This is a genomic window from Metabacillus sp. KJ11-3, from assembly GCF_055808295.1.
Genome location: NZ_CM147865.1, coordinates 1,059,422 through 1,077,646, shown reverse-complemented (window position 1 = coordinate 1,077,646; position 18,225 = coordinate 1,059,422). Strand labels below are relative to the sequence as shown.

Sequence of the window (18,225 nt, the reverse complement as noted above, 5' to 3'; positions counted from 1 at the left end):
TTACTCCCCCTATTTTTGTTTCTTTGTTAATCTTCTTTTTCTCTTTTTAATTTGTTCCATTTCACGATTCATTTTTTTCTTATAACCGGGTTTTACCTTCTTTGGTTTTTGAACAATACTCTTTGCCAATGCATCAACTTCATCTGTTACCCGTTTTCGGTTTTGACGACGTTTACGGTCATCTATATCCTTCCACTCTCCAGCAACAAAATCTTTATTCACAAACTCAATTCCTAGTTTTTCCAGTTTGTTCAGTGCATCATCGTCAGAAGTTTCAAATAAGGTTACTGCAATCCCCGAACTACCTGCTCTGGCTGTACGACCCACGCGGTGAATATAAAAATCCAGCTCTGTTGTTGGAATTTCGTAATTTATAACATGACTTACTCCTTTAATATCAATACCGCGGGCAGCCAAATCAGTTGCTACCACGTATTGATATTCTAAATCATTTATTTGTTTCATCATCTTTTTACGATCACGGGGAGATAAATCACCATGTATTCTACCAACTTTTAGCCCTTTCTCAATCAGAGCATCTGCAACAATATCAGCATTTTTTTTCGTATTTGTAAAAACAATGGCTAAAAAAGGATTAAAATCAACTAACATATCATAAACGAGCTTTAATTTATCACGATGTCTTGCCGGTACAAGGACATGTTCTATTTTTGCGGCAGTTGCTTGTTTAGGAGCAACATGTGTAAATCGCGGATTTGCCAAATATTTCTTTAAAAAAGGTTTTAATTTTTCAGGGATGGTTGCAGAAAAAACTAAGATTTGCAGATCTTCCGGCATTTGACCGGCTACCATATCCACATCCTTGATGAAACCCATATCAAGCATGAGATCCGCTTCATCTACAACAAACGAACGAACTTTGTTTATGATCAATGCATTCTCTTTTACAAGATCATTAATTCTTCCGGGAGTTCCTACAACAATATGTGGTTGTGTCTTTAACTTTTCGATGGTTCGTTGCTTATCTGTTCCTCCGATATATAGCTTAGCTGAAATTTCATCAGGAGAATAAGTAATGATTTTTCCTACCTCCTGATAGATTTGAGTCGCTAATTCCCGGGTAGGAGCAGTAATGACCACTTGTACTTCTTTTTTCTCCGCTGCTATTCGATTTAATAAAGGCAATAAATAGGCATGAGTTTTTCCTGTACCAGTTTGCGATTGCCCAATTGCACTTTCTCCTTTTAGAATAGAAGGCATTAATCTTTCTTGAATTTCTGTTGGCTCATAAAATCTCAATTCTTTTGCTAATGCTTCTATAATAAAAGGTTTTAATGAAAAACGCTCGAATTTTGTTTGTTCCATCCGTATCTCTCCTTTTAGATAAAGCTCTCATATCATCGATCATAGTATTTATTTTCGAATCACTTTATCAGTCCATCATTAGATTATACCTTAATAAAAGAAAAACTCAAATTCAATTTGTATTACTGAAATACCTCAGAAACCAAATACCTCTCTTATGCATAGTCTAGGATAGAGGAACAATTATTGGAAAGGAGGAACAGTATGTTTCAACAAAGACCAATGCCTCCCATGAACACTAGAGGATTCTTCCCTCCACAAGGTCAAATTCCTATGGGACGACAAGGAATGCCCGGACCCGGTATGGGAAGAGGCCCGCAGTTTGGTTCGATGACGCCAAGAGGAACAGGTGGCGGTGGATTAAAAGGATTAATATCCCGTTTTCTACCAGGATCACAGGGTGCTGCTGCAGGTAACCCTCAAGGCTTTATTGGAGGGGCTAATGCAGTCTCTAATGCAACTAGGGCTACCGGAGGACTTCAAGGACTGATGAATCCATCAAATATTTCAGGAATGCTAGGAAACGTTCAACGGGTTCTCGGAATGGCACAACAAGTAACACCTATGGTCCAGCAATATGGACCACTTGTCAAAAATTTGCCTGCCATGATAAAAATTTACCGAGAACTAAATAGTAGTGATGATTCTGACACAACCTCAGTGGAATCGGAATCTTCTTCTACCGGAAAAGATGAAGAGTTAAACCAACAAACCAATACACAACCATCTAAGAAGCGAAAGGCTACTCAACCAATCGTTACGGAAGAAAAACAGGAAAAAGAAGCACCTACTACCATTAATAAAAAACGAAAGCCTTCACCAAGAAGTTCACAACCTAAAATGTATATCTAATATTCTTCTTTGTAATATTCCCTATTCTTCGTTATAATATTAAGAGATTGTTAGTGAAAAAGGCCGTATATACGGCTTTTTTGAGTGGAAACAGGACATGACTATTACTTTGCTCCTGCTCCTATTTGATCTCTTAGGGAGGCAGTTTAATGAACATAATTAAAATCGCACCACGTGGATATTGCTATGGTGTTGTTGATGCCATGGTTATCGCAAAGAACGCTGCTTTAGATAAATCTTTACCAAGACCCATCTACATTTTAGGAATGATTGTTCATAATAAACATGTAACAGATGCATTTGAGGAAGATGGAATTATTACACTTGATGGAAAAAACAGATTAGACATACTGGAGAAAGTAGATCAAGGAACAGTTGTGTTTACAGCTCATGGTGTTTCTCCTGAGGTTAGACGAATCGCAAAAGAGAAAGGGCTTGTTACACTAGATGCAACATGTCCAGATGTAACCAAAACACATGACCTTATCCGCGAAAAGGAAGCTCAAGGATACGATGTAATTTATATCGGTAAAAAAGGGCATCCAGAACCAGAAGGCGCAGTAGGTGTTGCTCCACAGATCGTACATCTTGTGGAATCATCAGAGGATGTCGTAAAGTTAAACATTCAAAACGAGAAAGTCATTGTTACGAATCAAACAACAATGAGTCAGTGGGATGTTGCTGATATTATGGAAACAGTGAAGGAAAAATTCCCTCATGTAGAAGTTCACCGTGAAATCTGCATGGCCACTCAAGTCCGCCAAGAAGCTGTTGCTGATCAAGCTAAAGATGCTGACTTAACAATAGTAGTCGGAGATCCTAAAAGTAATAACTCAAATCGATTAGCACAGGTATCTGAAGAAATTGCCGGTACAAAGGCATATCGTATCTCAGATTTAAGTGAGCTTAAGCTTGAATGGCTTAAGGATGTTCAAACTGTTGCTGTTACAGCAGGAGCATCTACACCGACACCAATTACAAAAAAAGTCATTCAATTCCTGGAGCAATACAATCCGCAAGATGAATCTACTTGGAATGTAGATGATAAAGTACCACTGTCAAAAATATTACCAAAAGTAAAAATAAAAAATTGACCAAAAAGCGTCTGAACTCAGTCAGACGCTTTTTTAATGCACATTTATATAAATTTAAAAGGATTCGTATCTACCCGTGAGCCAAACACATTTACTTCAAAATGATGTTCTTCACAAAGTTCCCTTAACTTTTTAGCTACTCCTTCAATCATGACCTTTTCGACATGATGTCCAGGATCAATCACATTCAGATTTAACATCAGCGCATCTTGTGCAACATGAAAATATAGGTCACCTGTTACATATACATCTGCACCCTTTATTTTTGCCTTGTTGGATATATTTGTTTCCATCGCCGCCTAATAAAGCCACTTTTTTCACCTTGCTGGAAGGGTCACCTACCATTCTTACACGTTCAACTCCAAGGCTATTTTTCACATGCAAAGCAAATTCTTCAAGGCTTAATTCATTTTCCACAGAGCCTATGCGTCCTAACCCCATTATTGGTCCTTTTTGTTCTAATGGGTATATATCATATGCCACTTCTTCATAAGGATGAGTTTTTAACATAGCTTGAATAACTTTCTTTTGTATAGAAGCAGGGAAAATCGTTTCAACTCTTGATTCATCAACATATTCCACTTTTCCTCTTTCTCCAATAAAAGGATTAGCTTTATCAAGAGGCAAAAAGCTCCCTTCTCCTTCAGTTGCGAATGAACAATGGCTATATTCTCCAATATGCCCCGCACCTGCTTTTCCCAGTGCATTTCGCAGCTCTCTTTCATGTGATGATGGAATATACACAACAAGTTTCTTTAGCTGGTCTTCATATGTAGGAATAAACACTTCCACATCCTTCAATTGCAAGGCTTCTGCTAATAAATCATTAACACCTCCATTCGCAACATCCAGATTAGTGTGTGCAGCGTATACCGCAATATCATGTTTAATACATTTCTCAATCATCTTTCCGTATGCAGAATCTGTTGTCATATTTTTAATGGGTCTAAAAATAGGAGGATGGTGTGCAATGAGTAAGTCTACTTTTTTAGCTATCGCTTCGTCGACAACTGATTCCACCACATCTAGTGTAACCATAACATGTTTAATTTTTTTATTAAGAGTTCCAATTTGAAGCCCAATCTTATCACCCTCTACAGCAAGAGACTTTGGTGAATATTGTTCAAATAATTGAATGACTTCATAGCCGTTTGGAATTTTCATCAATCTTACAATACCTCCTCAATCAGCTTTACTTGCTTACTCAATTCTTGGTATTTTTCATTATTTTCATATGTATAACCGGCTTGATCTAATTGTAGGATTATGGACTTTAAGTGCTTTAATTCTCCAGTCCATTTTTTCACGAAAATGTCCGATTGTTTTTGGGCTAAAAAAGGACCCAGAAATAAATTCGCCTCATAAGAGTATGTCTGATATGGTCTCTTTGGATCTCCTTTTTCGGCAACAAGAACCTCGTATATTTTATGGTCCTCTTCCATAATTTCTTCCGCTATTAATTCCCAGCCGTTTTCTACTAACCATTGGCGAATCGAAACTGCATGAATATTAGGCTGTAAAATTAAACGAGTGACCTTTGATAACTTCCTGGACCCTTCTTCTAAAATTTTACTAATGAGAGTTCCTCCCATCCCAGCGATTGTTATACAATCAACTTCATCTTCCTTACGAAGTACAGATAATCCGTCACCTTTTCGGACAGATATAACATCAGATAGTCCACATTTTCTCACTTGGCTGTCAGCTGACTCGTATGGACCATCAGTAATCTCGCCAGCAATTGCCCCACTAGCTTTTCCTTGTAAGACAGAATAGCAGGGTAAGTAAGCATGGTCTGAACCTATATCTGCAAACACAGCTCCTTCAGGAATATAGTTAGCAACTGTTTCAAGTCTTTTGGATAATTTCAATTCATTCATCATTTCACCACAATTCATTTATTTACACTTAAGAGTGAAGTAACCTATTCATCAAGTATAAAAAAAGTCCTTCACAGATGCAAAGGACTTCTTTTAATTATTTAATTTGTGATACCCATTCCGCCATTTCATCAAGCTTTTCGTCAGGGACAAGACCAGCTGGCATGATTCCTTTACCTTGCTGAATTGTTGTCTTAATTTCATCTACGCCAATTTTATCACCAACACCTACAAGAGCAGGACCTGCACCACCTTCATAGTTTTCACCATGACAGGAAATACAGTTTTGTTGGTAAATCTCTTCCGGGGTAGCGTTTGCAACATCTTCAGTGCTCGGCTCTTCTTCACCGCCGCTAGCTAGTTCTTCATGATCGCCGATACCTTTAAATGATAAAAGGAACATAAGGCCGATTCCTAGAACAGCTATTAATAAAAATGGAATAAGTGGATTGCGATTCATCATGTAAACCTCCCTTATGTAAATAGTAAACCTTTCCATTAATAGGCCTCATATCTAACCTACTAATGTATAGTAGAATTATCGTAAAAAATTCGAGCAGCTTCACTTGATAATTCTAACTTTTATTTTTCTGCTTATATGTTTTACTCTGCTGCCCGTTACTGCTGGATAATCAACATAAGTACAAATGTTTTTAAACAACCTCTATTTTACTGTAATTTTCCACTAAGGAAAAGACCTATCTTTTAACATCTCCATGTTTTTCACACTTTAGACAAAAAACAGACAAGAGTTTCGGATTATGCTAACAACCTGTTGACATTTCCTAGAGGCTAAATGAAGAGTGTTATCACAAATATTAGACTTGCCATTATTCCGCTAATTAGTAAATAGTAAATCCGAAATAAGCCCCCTATTGTCATCCAAAGCAAACAGTTGGTTACAACCGTCGTTGCAATCCAAAAAGAATTTCCATCTGTTGCATATTCAACAAATGAAAGAGATGTCATTAACAGCTGAATAAATGTTATTACTAAAGGCATTTGAAACTTACCTTTTCTAACCAAAAGGAAAGCGGTAACAAGAATTGAAGCTAAAAGTAAAAAACCTGATGTAACTGTTTGCAAAACAAAAGACAATTCAGTAAAATAGGTGACAAGAGCACTGATTAGAAGTAAAACAAAAACTGCACTCGTCCAAATTAAATGCGTACTTATTTTACTAATAGCAGAGGAAGCAGTTGTTTCTTCATAATGATTTCCTTCAGTATAAAGTGCTAGTAAAAAATCACAGTATGTATCTGGAAGTAGTTTATTTTCTTTCCAGTAATGAATCTCTTTAATGATTATTTCCTTTTTTTCTTTATCCATAAAAGCATCCTTAAATATTCTTTCTAATTGTACAAAAGCAAAAAAAAGCATAAATATGCTATGTTATGATTCCCTTAAACAAACTGTTTTTATGAAGAAAAGACGGACATTCGTCCGCCCTATTTCTTACTCTAAGAAATCTTTAAGACGTTTACTACGGCTTGGATGACGCAATTTACGGAGTGCTTTAGCTTCGATTTGTCGAATTCGTTCACGCGTAACTCCAAACACCTTACCTACTTCTTCAAGTGTTCTTGTTCGTCCATCGTCAAGGCCAAATCGTAAACGTAGTACGTTTTCTTCACGATCAGTTAATGTATCAAGTACATCCTCAAGCTGCTCTTTTAATAGTTCATACGCAGCATGTTCAGAAGGAGAAGTTGCATCCTGATCTTCAATAAAATCACCCAAATGAGAGTCATCTTCCTCACCAATAGGTGTTTCCAAAGAAACAGGCTCTTGTGCAATTTTAAGAATTTCTCTCACCTTATCAGGTGTGAGCTCCATGTCTTCTCCAATTTCCTCAGGTGTAGGTTCTCTTCCTAGATCCTGTAGTAATTGGCGCTGAACTCTAATCAGTTTATTAATTGTTTCAACCATATGAACAGGAATACGTATTGTTCGAGCTTGGTCAGCAATAGCACGTGTAATTGCTTGACGAATCCACCATGTAGCATACGTACTAAATTTATAGCCCTTTTCATAATCAAATTTCTCAACAGCTTTCATTAGTCCCATATTACCTTCCTGAATTAAATCAAGGAACAGCATTCCGCGACCAACATAGCGTTTAGCAATACTAACCACTAGTCGAAGATTGGCTTCTGCAAGTCGTCGTTTAGCTTCTTCATCGCCTTCTTCTATACGTTGAGCTAATTTAATTTCTTCATTAGCTGATAATAGATCAACACGACCAATTTCTTTTAAGTACATTCTAACAGGGTCATTAATTTTAACTCCTGGAGGTACACTCAGATCATTCAAATCAAATTCTTCTTCTTTTGCAAGATCTTGAATATTAGGATCCGCTTCCGCTGCCTCACCAGCTTCACCGATTAATTCTACACCTTGTTCACCAAGAAATTCATAATACTCATCCATTTGGTCTGATTCAATTTCAAAGTTGGACATACGTTCAGCTATTTCTTCATATGTCAAGACTCCTCGTTTTTTCCCGATTTCTGTTAACTGCTCCTTCACCTGTTCAAAGGTTACTTCAGTTTCATGGGTTTGTTTATCAGCCATAGGATCCCCTCCTTCCAAACTTATCATTGTAAGATAAGCTATCGGATTACTGTCTAGCAAGTACGTTACATAATTGATGTGCCCTTTTTACACAATCTTATGCTACAAAATAATCGTCTATTATTAGCTTACTTATCATGATTTTAGAGCTTGTTTTAGTTGAATAATTTCCATTGCAATTTGGGCCGCTTCTTTGTATTGCTTATTTCTTTCAGCCTCAATTTTTTCTACTTCTTTTTCTTTTATCATTAACATTTTTTGATGATTCAACACCTGTTTTATATAATCTGAAAGTTCTTGTTCACTCACCTCAGAATTCAGGGTAATCATCGCAATGTTGGATACAATATGTTGTAATTCAGGACTCGGCAACTTCGATAAAAATGAACTAACATTTTCTTCATTTCCTTCTTCATAAAAAGCGTATAAATAAGTAACAATTGCTTTATGTTCTTCGATATTAAATTGAAGTCCAAGTCGTTCCAAAACCTTTTCTGCCATATCTTTGCTTCTTAACATGTGACCGATTAACATTCTCTCAGCGGTATGAAATGCAGGTAATAACCGCTTGGATTGAATCGGCTTTCTTTTTGGCTGTTCCTGAGTAGTGATCTTTTGCTGCTGCGGAGTTCTTTGCCTGTTCTTCTGTTGTTCTTTTTGCAAAATCTGCTGCTTTAAAACCTCCATCGATAAGTCAAATTCCGATGACAGTTGTTTTAAATAGATCTCCTTTTCAACTGCATTGTCCAATTGTGCTAGTTCACTAATGACATTTTCAATATACTGAAGCCTTTCACCTTCATTTTGAAGATTTTTGCCTCTCCTGTAATAAGACATTTTAAATGTCATGACCGGCACACTGGCCCCTATTACATCAAGCTTGAATTTTTCAGATCCAAACTTATTAATGTAGTCATCAGGGTCTAATCCATCAGGGATCATCGCAACCTTTAGCTTACAACCTGCATCTTTAAGGATCTTTGCAGCTCTATTTGTAGCCTCAATTCCGGCTGAGTCAGAATCATAACAGATAACCACCTCTGAAACATTTCTTCGAATGATCTTTGCCTGTTCCTCTGTAATAGAAGTTCCCATTGTTGCAATTGCCTGCTCAACGCCTGCCCTGGTTGAAGAAATAACATCAGCAAAACCTTCAAACAATACAACCTGCTGATTCTTTCGAATATGTACTCTAGCACGATGGAAATTATAGAGTAATTTACTTTTATTAAATATTTTTGTTTCAGGACTATTAAGATATTTAGGCTTCTCGTCTCCAAGTACACGTCCCGAAAATGCAATCGTATTCCCATGGTGGTCCATGATCGGAAACATAATTCGATTCCTGAACCGATCAAAAAATTCTTCGTTTGAGTTGCTTTTTTTACTAATAATCCTGCTTCCTCCATTAAGGATAATGTAAATCCCCGCTTTTCTAAAAACTTTTTCACAAAGTCCCAGGAATCTAAGGAATATCCAATCTCAAACGTATCAATAATGTCTTTAGTAAATCCCCTGCTTAAAAGGTAGTCTAGTGCGTGCTGACCTTCCTTTGTGTTTACAAGTAAATGATGATAGAATTTTTTTAACAGCTCATGAGCTTCGATCATTTTCTCTGAGTCTTTTGAAATAGTGGGTCCTGAACCCTGCTCAAGTGAAGGTATGCTTGGTAATTCAATATTAGCTTTGTCAGCGAGATGTTGTGCCGCCTCGATAAATGAATATCCTTCGTGCTGTATAAGAAATGAAAAAACATTCCCACCAGCACCACAGCCAAAGCAATGAAAAATCTGTTTGTCTGCTGAAACTGAGAACGAAGGGGATTTCTCGCCATGAAACGGACAAAGTCCAAAATAGTTGCGTCCTTGTTTCTTCAATTGAACATATTCACTTATTACATCAACAATGTCAGAAGTTCTTTGTATTTTTTCGATTAATTCCTCGGGAATTCGATTTCCCATGCTAACAACCCCGTATTACAGTTATTCGATATTTATTTAAGATCTCCTGCATGTTTCGACAAAATCTTTTTAAATGTTGTGATAAAATTTAAGGTATCTTCATCTGTGAATTTTTTCGGACCTTTTGTAAATTTACCACTACGTCTTTCTATAGCAGATAAATAACGAAACTGAAGAGCTGTATCAATATTTTCTTCTGTATATTGCTTTCCCCTGGGTTTAATAAAACAAACGCCTTTTCGGATTAAAAGACCAGCTAATTCAATGTCTTGTGATATGATCATATCACCTCTGCTGACATGGTTAACTATGTATAGACCTGCTTCTTCTTTACCTGTATCAACAAATACCCATTGTCCCCCATAGGTCTTATCAGAAGTGTGGTTATAGGAAGCAACAAACACAACATCTGTTTCGTATTTGTTGGCAATTAGCATGATCTCTTTTTTTACAGGACAAGCATTAGCATCGACAAAAATCTTCAGCGTTTTTTCGCCATAATTCTCTATTCTACATCACTCCGCAATTTCCTTCTACCTAATACACTTTTGTACTGAATACTATTCGTGAGAAAGACTTTAAATTCCTTTTTGTCGAAAATTATTTTATTTGTTCTCTTGACAGTTTACAAATAATAGTTTATTCCCATAAGTCAAGTTCTAAACCTAAAAAAAGTATTTTTATCACAATTTTTTATTATAATACAAGTGTTTCTAAATTTCTATCATTTTTTCAACAAAATAATCGACTCACCTAATTGAGAAAAGGATGACCTACAAATCCCCTTTGTTATGCCATCCTTTTTAACTCATCCATTTTGATTATTCATAAAGTTAGCAATTATATTAGCTGTTTCCTCAACCGCTTTGTTTGAGACATCGACTACTTTGCAACCAATTCTTTCCACTACCTTATCAAAATAGTTAAGTTCTTCTTTAATTCGATCTATGTTTGCATAAAAAGCTTCATCATTTAAGCCAAGAGATTTGAGCCGCTCTCTCCTAATATTATTTAACTTCTCCGGCATAATACGCAGCCCGATGCATTTTTGCGGTGAAACTTTGTACAATTCTTCTGGTGGCTCAACTTCTGGTACAATCGGTACATTTGCTACCTTAAATCGTTTATGCGCTAAATATTGAGATAAAGGCGTTTTAGAAGTTCTTGATACACCTATTAATACGATATCTGCTTTTAAAATCCCTCTTGGATCTCTTCCATCATCATATTTTACAGCAAATTCAATCGCTTCCACTTTTTTAAAGTAATCATCATCCAACTTTCTAACTCGTCCAGGCTCATACTTGGCTGTTATTCCATATGAAGTTTCCATTTTATCAATTAATGGGCCGATTATATCGTAATAAACAACTCCTTTTTTATTTGCCTCTTCAATTAGATACTCTCTCAGTTCAGGGACAACAAGAGTGAAACATACGATTGCATTATCTTTCTTAGCTAAAGCAAGAACCTCCAGAATCGTTCCTTTATCCTCAACATAAGGAATGCGCTTTATTTTTGTGTTTGCTGAGACTCCATTAAATTGACTTGCTGCTGCTTTTACTACCAGCTCAGCTGTTTCACCAACAGAATCTGATAAAACATAGATCAATTGATAATTCATTTTCATCCCCATTTCTTATGATATATTTAGTCATTTAGGAAGCTAACCAAAATTTTCGTCATATTTGTTTTCGTAATTCTCCCGATTACCTCATAGCCCTTTTCAGTATCTTTGACAACAGGTAATGCATCAATCTGTTTATCTATTAGCACTTGTGCAACGTCAATAATGTAGTCATCAGGTTTGCACACCGTAATGTTTGGCATTCTTGTCATGATTATATTGACAGGAATTGATGTAAGTTCCTGCTTGCCAATACTCGTCCGCAAAAGATCCTTTCGGGATAGCACGCCAACTAAATTAGATTGCTCATCTACAACAAACAACGTTCCTACATCTTCTAAAAACATCATGCAAATCGCATCATAGACAGATACATTGATACTGACGACTATTGGAATAGACTGATAATCCTTTACTTGAAGCTTTCTTAGCTGTTCTGTAAGCATATGAGTATTTGTTTTTCCTGTAAAATAATATCCTACTCTAGGTCTCGCCTCTAAGTAGCCAGACATTGTTAATATAGCTAGATCCGGACGAAGTGTTGCTCTTGTTAAATTTAATTGATCAGCAATCTGCTCACCCGTTATTGGTCCATTTTCTTTAACAATTTCAACAATTTGCTCCTGCCTTTTATTCAGTTCTATTTTCCTCACCGCCTTGCATATTCATTTTTAAACAGAAAATTTGTGGCACACATGATTTATACTTGTTTTGTTAAGAACAAAAGCGCAAGCGCCCTCATGCAAATAAGACGTTCTTTGTCTTCATTTTTTGTGGCTAGACCCTAGAGGGGCATGGCGCTGGAGCTGGATGTCACGCACTTATCCACAGTTCAAAGAGTTTATAGTTTCTTCAGCAATTAAAATAAATAGATTGTTACTAAATTTTATCTCAGTTTAAATATAATAGATTTCAGATTAAACAGAGCCTAAACTAATTATATACTTTACACTGTTTTTGAAAAGGAATAAGTTTTAAATCTAAAGACTATAGAAAAAGGGCTGACGTCTTTGTCAGTCCCTATTCATCTTGGATTATTACTTACTTCACCAAAATAACATTCACTTTTGCGAATGATTCAATTAGTTGAGATAATTTATGCATTTGTGCCAATCGATTACGTTTTATTTCTTCATTATCTGACATTACCATCGTATGGTCAAAATATTCGTTAATGACAGGCTTTAAAGATGCCAGTGCTTTATACACATCCTCAGCTTTGTTTAAAGAATCTATTTTCATGTTTGTTTCTGTATAGGCATTAAATAATGCTGTTTCATAATCACTTTCAAAAAGCTCACTATTAATGTCGCTTTTCGTAGCCTTTTTCGCTATATTCATCACACGGGCAAGTGCCTCGATTGTTTCTTTGAAATCTGTATGAGATGAAACATCTTGAAGTACTTTTGCTCGAGCTACAATTGAATTAACCTCTAGCACCGAAGATTCTAGCACAGCATCATTTAAATCATAGCGGATTTTCTCTTCAGCCAAACGGTATTTTAATCGCAATTTAAAGAATGAAACTAACTCCTCAACTGCCTCATTTGATTTCTTATCTTCATATTGACTAAGCGCCAGTTCAAACAATTGGGGTAAGCTTATTGTCCACTCTTTTGATAATAATATTTGCAGAATTCCACTTGCTTGTCTTCTAAGTGCATAAGGATCCTGTGATCCGGTTGGAATCTTACCGATCGCAAAGAAACCTACGATTGTGTCCAACTTATCAGCCAGTGCAACGATTGCCCCTACATTGGAGCCCGGTGCAGCATCCTCAGCATGTCGTGGCATATAGTGCTCATTTATAGCAATCGATACTTCTTCGTTTTCCCCACTTAGACGTGCATATTTTTCCCCAATTTTCCCTTGAAGTTCAGGAAATTCATAGACCATATGAGTAACTAAATCGAATTTACAAATGGATGCGGACCGTTCAACATTTTCTTTTTCATCATTTTGCAATTGCACCATATCTGCTAATTGTTTAGACAGATTGACTATTCGGTTAACCTTTTCACCCAAAGTTCCTAACTCTTCATGGAACACGATTTTGTCCAGCTTTTTCACAGCATCCTCTATCTTAAGTTTTTGATCTTCTTGATAGAAGAAATTTGCATCAGATAATCTTGCACGTAATACTTTTTCGTTTCCTCTTGCTACATTTTCTAAATGGTTTTGATCACCATTTCTTACTGTAACAAAGAATGGCTGTAGTTGTCCGTCATTATTTCGCACAGGGAAGTAACGCTGATGTTCCTTCATTGTTGTTACAAGCACTTCATCAGGTAAAGAAAGATACTCTTGTTCAAACGACCCATAAAGTGCGGTTGGGTATTCAACAAGATTATTTACTTCTTCTAGAAGGTCTTCATCCACTGGGATTACCCAATTTTTTTCGTGTTCTAAATCAACCAATTGTTGACTAATCGCTTCTTTTCGTTTGACAGGATCAGCGATCACAAATTGCTCTAGCAAAGCCGCTTCATATAGTGAAGGAGAGGCAATCTCTACCTTTTTTCCGAGAAAACGGTGGCCATATGTAAAGGAATCTGTTTTAGCACCGGCAATTTCAAATGGAATAACATATTGACCAAAAAGTGCAACCAACCACTTAATTGGGCGAATATACCGTAACTCCTGATCTCCCCAACGCATATTTTTAGGGAAAGTAAGACCTGTGATTAATTCACGAGTTTCTGATAGTAAATCTTTTGCTTCTAGCCCTTTAACAAATTTTTGGACATGAACATATTCAACACCATTGATTTCTTTAAAATAGATATCTTCAACAGATGCACCTTGCCCTTTTGTAAAACCAATTGCAGCTTTTGACCAATTTCCATTTTCATCTAGCGCTATTTTTTTCGCAGGACCCTTTGCTTCTTCCTCAATATCCGGTTGCTTTTCTAAAACATCCTTTACAAGAACAGCCAATCTTCTTGGAGTTGCATATGTTTTTACTTCTCCATGGGATAACTGCTTTTCTTCAAGCCATTTTGTAAGCTTTTCAGCAAATTGGTTCATCGCAGGTGTTACATAATGGGCAGGTACTTCTTCTAGGCCAATTTCTAGTAGTAAATCTTTTTTACTCATGTTCTTTTCCTCCTTCCTGTAACATTGGGAAGCCTAATTTTTCGCGCTCATCATAAAAGGTTTTTGCTACTTTTCTTGCTAAGTTTCGAACCCGACCAATATAGCCTGTTCTTTCTGTAACCGAAATTGCCCCTTTTGCATCAAGTAGGTTAAAGGTATGTGAGCACTTTAATACATAATCATAGGCAGGGTGCACGAGACCTTCGTCCATTTGTCTCATTGCTTCTTTTTCATAGGTCGAAAACAATTCGAATAGCATATCAGTATTAGATGTTTCAAATGTATACTTTGAATGTTCATATTCCGGCATTAGGAAAATATCACGTATTGTATATCCATCTGTCCATTCTAAATCAAAAACATTTTCTTTATCTTGAATATATGACGCGAGTCTTTCGATACCGTATGTTATTTCTGCTGATACCGGCTTACATTCCAAGCCGCCAACTTGTTGGAAATAAGTGAATTGTGTAATTTCCATCCCATCAAGCCATACTTCCCAACCAAGGCCTGCACAACCTAGAGAAGGATTTTCCCAGTTATCTTCAACAAACCGTATATCATGCTCTAAAGGGTTGATACCCAAGGCACGTAAAGAATCTAAATATAACTCTTGTATATTGTCTGGTGAAGGCTTCATAATAACTTGAAATTGATGATGCTGATAAAGTCGGTTAGGATTTTCCCCATAACGGCCATCAGCAGGTCTTCTGGATGGTTCTACATAAGCAACCTTCCATGGTTCTGGTCCTATACTTTTTAGAAAAGTATAGGGACTCATTGTTCCAGCACCTTTCTCAGTATCATACGCCTGCATAAGCACACACCCTTGATCAGACCAGTGCTTTTGAAGAGTTAATATCATGTTTTGAATATTCATATCCAAACACCTCCGTGAATAATAAAGTGAGACTTCCATCAGTGGGGGTTTCTTTATCCCCCACTGATGGTTAGCGAAACTTATCATGCTCAAAGCGCCACATCCTGTGGTTGAGCCTGACTTGGACGTCCTGTGAATATCTTTACGGGCCGTTATCTACCACTTATCTTCTATGTTTCTCTCGAATCTTGAAGAGGGGGTCTTACTGCCCGTTAAGAATGGGATAAATAATCTCTGACAAAAGACAAAACAAAAAAGCTCTCATCCCTATGTCAGATTGTTGACATAGGGACGAGAGCTAACCCGCGGTTCCACCCTAATTGCTTATATGTATAAGCCACTTTAGAAGAATTTGCTCCGGAATGCCTTTCCTTACGATTTAATCCTTAGCTTTCACCATCCTAAGGTCGCTTTCATTTGAGTCTTTCGCAAGTACTTCTTTCCATCTACGCAAAATGTTAAATTATAATTGCATCTTAATCGAATTTTTGAAGGATGTCAATATCCCCTATTTAAGCTTTCCCTTTAATGAGTCTAATTGATCAAGAAATCTTTTAGATTTAATTGTTAGACCGGAGTACTCTTGATAATACGCATCAATAACTAACTTTAGTTCGTTTTTTGTTTCTTTCTTTACTGAAATATTACCCAATCTATTTAAGTCAAAATAAAAGAACAGACGAAGAAGCTTTCCTGTCATAGGAGTAATTTTTAAACGATATGGGTCAACTTCAAAGCACCTGTGACATAGGAAGCCACCTTCTCTGATCGAAAAATGAAAAGTACCATCTTTCTGCCCGCAATTTGTGCAACAATCCAGTTGAGGGTGAAGACCTAATACAGGAAGCATTTTCATTTCAAAGATATAAAGTAATATGTCCGGATCTACATCTTCATCCAAATAGATAAAAGTTTGCATTAATAACTCAAATAGAAATGGATTTCTTTCCAGATTTTCTGTACTCTTGTCCAACAGTTCTGCAATATATGAGGCATATGCTGTTAGGAAAATATCTTCTCTAATTCCTCTTAAAGACTGTATAGTCTCCCCTTGCTGGAGACTCCCTAAACCACTGGATTTTTGAAATAAAAAGGAGCCATAAGTAAAAAGCTGGGTGATTGACGTAAGGCGACTGCTTGGTTTCTTAGCGCCTCTTGCCATAACCCCAACTTTTCCTAGTTCTCTTGTATATAGGGTAATAATTTTGTTTGTTTCACCGTAATCAGTTGATCGGATCACAATTCCTTCACATTTTTGTAGCAAAATATCCCTCACCTTTCAAAGGTTCAGGCAAGATCAGGAAATTGGAAAATCTAATTCAGCTAGTTCATCTTCTTGAGAATCGGGTCCTTCATCATTCTCCTTTTCCAGTTCCTTAAAAAGAAGATACGTATCAATGCTACCTGTTTGCGAAAAAACTTTCCAGGTAAAATCCAACATATAAACCCCACCTTTCAGTTGTTAAGACTAGCAAGCATCAATCCAATTTCTTTATCGTTATCTTGACCTTTTCTTCTACTTTTCATGTTAAACAATTTTTGCTAAATGTTAAGATGAATATTTTCTTTTTTAGTACTCATCTTCTCTAAAGCCATAGTCTCTAAGCTGTGAAGCTTTGTTCCGCCAATCCTTTTGGACTTTTACCCAAAGCTCCAAAAATACTTTTGATCCCAAAAGCGCTTCAATGTCCACTCGGGCTCTTTTTCCGACTTCTTTTAGCATACTTCCTTGCTTACCAATGACTATTCCTTTTTGAGAATTACGCTCAACAATAATGGTTGCCCCTACATAGATTGCAGCATTATTCTCCCTGCGTTCAAGGGTATCCATTACTACCGCTATAGAGTGTGGAATTTCTTCCCTAGTTAAATGTAAGACTTTTTCACGAATTAATTCTGTAATAATAAAACGCTCTGGATGGTCTGTTACTTGGTCTTCAGGATAGTATTGTGGCCCTTCTGGTAAAAGATCTTCAATCTGCTGCAATAATGTATCAATATTATTTCCTTGCAGAGCAGAAATAGGGACAATTTCTTTAAATGGATAAAGCTTTTTATATTGTTCAATTAAAGGTAAAAGTTCATCCGGGTGTATTTGATCAATTTTATTAATAATTAAAAATACAGGTGTATTGGTTTGTTTTAGCCTCTCAATGATAAATTCATCTCCGCGCCCGTAACCTTCTTCAGCATTGATCATAAATAATACTAAATCAACTTCTTTTAATGTATTTTGTGCTACTTTCATCATAAAGTCACCCAGTTTATGTTTGGGTTTATGAATGCCAGGCGTGTCGATGAAAATCGTTTGAGATTGGTTCGTCGTATAAACTCCTTGTATCTTGTTTCGAGTTGTTTGCGGCTTATCGCTCATAATGGCAATTTTTTGTCCGATTACTCGATTGATGAATGTTGATTTCCCAACATTAGGTCTTCCTATTATTGAAACAAATCCTGATTTATATGGTTGATTATGATTCATGTAAATCCTCCGCTGAAAAAGCTCCCGGTAGTAATTCCTGTACTGTAAGTTCTGTAATGTCACCATGGAGGTTTGTTAATATAACTTTCATATCTTTTGGACAAAGCTCTGAAATAACTTGGCGGCATGCACCACATGGAGGTACAGGTCTAACCGTGTCTGCTACAACAGCCAAAGCAGAATATACCTTATCTCCTTCTGAAAATGCTTTAAAAATAGCTGTTCTTTCAGCACAATTACACATGCTGTATGCCGCATTTTCAATGTTGCATCCCTTATAAACTTTGCCATCTTGAGTTAATAAAGCCGCTCCTACTTTAAACTTAGAGTAGGGAGTATAAGCCATTTCCCTTGCTGCTTTTGCTTCATCGATGAGTTGTTCAATTTTCACTAAAAATTCTTCCTTTCTATTCTGGCTAATGACTTTACTCTTCTTTATTTTACCTAATTTTC

At 36.6% G+C, this 18,225-nt stretch carries 16 protein-coding genes, 2 pseudogenes and 1 other annotated feature; of the genes and pseudogenes, 2 read left to right on the top strand and 16 right to left on the bottom strand.

The features are described 5' to 3' along the window. Positions 1 to 9 precede the first annotated feature (9 nt). A complete protein-coding gene (locus tag AC0L8O_RS05500) occupies positions 10 to 1,326 on the bottom strand; it encodes a DEAD/DEAH box helicase (protein WP_473446893.1) in 1,317 nt (438 codons plus the stop codon). 204 nt (positions 1,327 to 1,530) lie between these two features. On the opposite strand from AC0L8O_RS05500, the gene vrrA reads away from it, so the two are divergent. Further along, entirely contained in the window at positions 1,531 to 2,178 is a 648-nt protein-coding gene (gene vrrA, locus AC0L8O_RS05495) for a VrrA/YqfQ family protein (protein WP_473446892.1), read from the top strand. Positions 2,179 to 2,327: 149 nt separating this feature from the next. After that, positions 2,328 to 3,272, top strand: a complete 945-nt coding sequence (locus AC0L8O_RS05490; protein WP_473446891.1) for a 4-hydroxy-3-methylbut-2-enyl diphosphate reductase — start codon at positions 2,328 to 2,330, stop codon at positions 3,270 to 3,272. A gap of 44 nt (positions 3,273 to 3,316) precedes the next feature. Here AC0L8O_RS05490 and AC0L8O_RS05485 read toward each other — a convergent pair. The 15 genes and pseudogenes from AC0L8O_RS05485 to AC0L8O_RS05415 all read right to left on the bottom strand — a co-directional run bounded on the left by AC0L8O_RS05485 (position 3,317) and on the right by AC0L8O_RS05415 (position 18,193). Then, positions 3,317 to 4,439, bottom strand: a pseudogene (locus AC0L8O_RS05485) (Nif3-like dinuclear metal center hexameric protein). A 2-nt stretch (positions 4,440 to 4,441) separates the two neighbouring features. After that, positions 4,442 to 5,152, bottom strand: a complete 711-nt coding sequence (locus AC0L8O_RS05480; protein ID WP_473448685.1) for a tRNA (adenine(22)-N(1))-methyltransferase — start codon at positions 5,150 to 5,152, stop codon at positions 4,442 to 4,444. Positions 5,153 to 5,249: 97 nt separating this feature from the next. Next, entirely contained in the window at positions 5,250 to 5,612 is a 363-nt protein-coding gene (gene cccA, locus AC0L8O_RS05475) for a cytochrome c550 (RefSeq protein WP_026558719.1), read from the bottom strand. Positions 5,613 to 5,944: 332 nt separating this feature from the next. Continuing rightward, the gene (locus tag AC0L8O_RS05470; RefSeq protein WP_473446890.1) at positions 5,945 to 6,481 is read right to left on the bottom strand and encodes a hypothetical protein; all 537 of its coding nucleotides are present in this window, start codon (positions 6,479 to 6,481) and stop codon (positions 5,945 to 5,947) included. A gap of 126 nt (positions 6,482 to 6,607) precedes the next feature. Then, complete coding sequence (gene rpoD / locus AC0L8O_RS05465) at positions 6,608 to 7,726, bottom strand: RNA polymerase sigma factor RpoD (RefSeq protein WP_026558718.1); 1,119 nt, start codon at positions 7,724 to 7,726, stop codon at positions 6,608 to 6,610. Positions 7,727 to 7,861: 135 nt separating this feature from the next. Beyond that, positions 7,862 to 9,687 (bottom strand): annotated as a pseudogene (dnaG, locus tag AC0L8O_RS05460) (DNA primase). A gap of 32 nt (positions 9,688 to 9,719) precedes the next feature. Next, a complete protein-coding gene (locus AC0L8O_RS05455) occupies positions 9,720 to 10,124 on the bottom strand; it encodes a YaiI/YqxD family protein (RefSeq protein WP_473446889.1) in 405 nt (134 codons plus the stop codon). 371 nt (positions 10,125 to 10,495) lie between these two features. Then, a complete protein-coding gene (locus tag AC0L8O_RS05450) occupies positions 10,496 to 11,311 on the bottom strand; it encodes a pyruvate, water dikinase regulatory protein (protein ID WP_026558715.1) in 816 nt (271 codons plus the stop codon). 26 nt (positions 11,312 to 11,337) lie between these two features. Next, on the bottom strand, positions 11,338 to 11,967 hold the full coding sequence (locus AC0L8O_RS05445) for a helix-turn-helix transcriptional regulator (protein ID WP_473446887.1): 630 nt from the start codon (positions 11,965 to 11,967) through the stop codon (positions 11,338 to 11,340). Positions 11,968 to 12,355: 388 nt separating this feature from the next. After that, positions 12,356 to 14,410, bottom strand: a complete 2,055-nt coding sequence (glyS, locus tag AC0L8O_RS05440) for a glycine--tRNA ligase subunit beta (RefSeq protein ID WP_473446886.1) — start codon at positions 14,408 to 14,410, stop codon at positions 12,356 to 12,358. Further along, a complete protein-coding gene (gene glyQ / locus AC0L8O_RS05435; RefSeq protein WP_026558712.1) occupies positions 14,403 to 15,290 on the bottom strand; it encodes a glycine--tRNA ligase subunit alpha in 888 nt (295 codons plus the stop codon). The genes glyS and glyQ overlap by 8 nt, the downstream gene beginning before the upstream one ends. A 284-nt stretch (positions 15,291 to 15,574) precedes the next feature. Beyond that, positions 15,575 to 15,748: a binding site (T-box leader), on the bottom strand. 50 nt (positions 15,749 to 15,798) lie between these two features. Next, entirely contained in the window at positions 15,799 to 16,554 is a 756-nt protein-coding gene (gene recO / locus AC0L8O_RS05430) for a DNA repair protein RecO (protein ID WP_026558711.1), read from the bottom strand. Positions 16,555 to 16,587: 33 nt separating this feature from the next. Continuing rightward, entirely contained in the window at positions 16,588 to 16,731 is a 144-nt protein-coding gene (locus AC0L8O_RS05425; protein ID WP_078432371.1) for a YqzL family protein, read from the bottom strand. Positions 16,732 to 16,860: 129 nt separating this feature from the next. Beyond that, positions 16,861 to 17,772 carry a GTPase Era gene (gene era, locus AC0L8O_RS05420; protein ID WP_078432372.1) on the bottom strand — a complete coding sequence of 304 codons (912 nt, stop codon included), beginning with the start codon at positions 17,770 to 17,772 and terminating at the stop codon, positions 16,861 to 16,863. Beyond that, positions 17,762 to 18,193 (bottom strand): cytidine deaminase, encoded by a 432-nt coding sequence (locus AC0L8O_RS05415; protein WP_473448683.1) that lies wholly within the window; start codon positions 18,191 to 18,193, stop codon positions 17,762 to 17,764. The genes era and AC0L8O_RS05415 overlap by 11 nt, the downstream gene beginning before the upstream one ends. Positions 18,194 to 18,225: the final 32 nt, after the last annotated feature.

Coding starts and splice junctions, on each gene's coding strand:
- AC0L8O_RS05480 (WP_473448685.1), bottom strand. CDS start 5,152: ATGAATGAATTGAAATTATCCAAAAGACTTGAAACAGTTGCTAACTAT.
- rpoD (WP_026558718.1), bottom strand. CDS start 7,726: ATGGCTGATAAACAAACCCATGAAACTGAAGTAACCTTTGAACAGGTG.
- AC0L8O_RS05470 (WP_473446890.1), bottom strand. CDS start 6,481: ATGGATAAAGAAAAAAAGGAAATAATCATTAAAGAGATTCATTACTGG.
- era (WP_078432372.1), bottom strand. CDS start 17,772: ATGAATCATAATCAACCATATAAATCAGGATTTGTTTCAATAATAGGA.
- AC0L8O_RS05425 (WP_078432371.1), bottom strand. CDS start 16,731: ATGTTGGATTTTACCTGGAAAGTTTTTTCGCAAACAGGTAGCATTGAT.
- vrrA (WP_473446892.1), top strand. CDS start 1,531: ATGTTTCAACAAAGACCAATGCCTCCCATGAACACTAGAGGATTCTTC.
- glyS (WP_473446886.1), bottom strand. CDS start 14,410: ATGAGTAAAAAAGATTTACTACTAGAAATTGGCCTAGAAGAAGTACCT.
- AC0L8O_RS05450 (WP_026558715.1), bottom strand. CDS start 11,311: ATGAATTATCAATTGATCTATGTTTTATCAGATTCTGTTGGTGAAACA.
- AC0L8O_RS05500 (WP_473446893.1), bottom strand. CDS start 1,326: ATGGAACAAACAAAATTCGAGCGTTTTTCATTAAAACCTTTTATTATA.
- cccA (WP_026558719.1), bottom strand. CDS start 5,612: ATGAATCGCAATCCACTTATTCCATTTTTATTAATAGCTGTTCTAGGA.
- AC0L8O_RS05455 (WP_473446889.1), bottom strand. CDS start 10,124: ATGCTAATTGCCAACAAATACGAAACAGATGTTGTGTTTGTTGCTTCC.
- AC0L8O_RS05490 (WP_473446891.1), top strand. CDS start 2,328: ATGAACATAATTAAAATCGCACCACGTGGATATTGCTATGGTGTTGTT.
- glyQ (WP_026558712.1), bottom strand. CDS start 15,290: ATGAATATTCAAAACATGATATTAACTCTTCAAAAGCACTGGTCTGAT.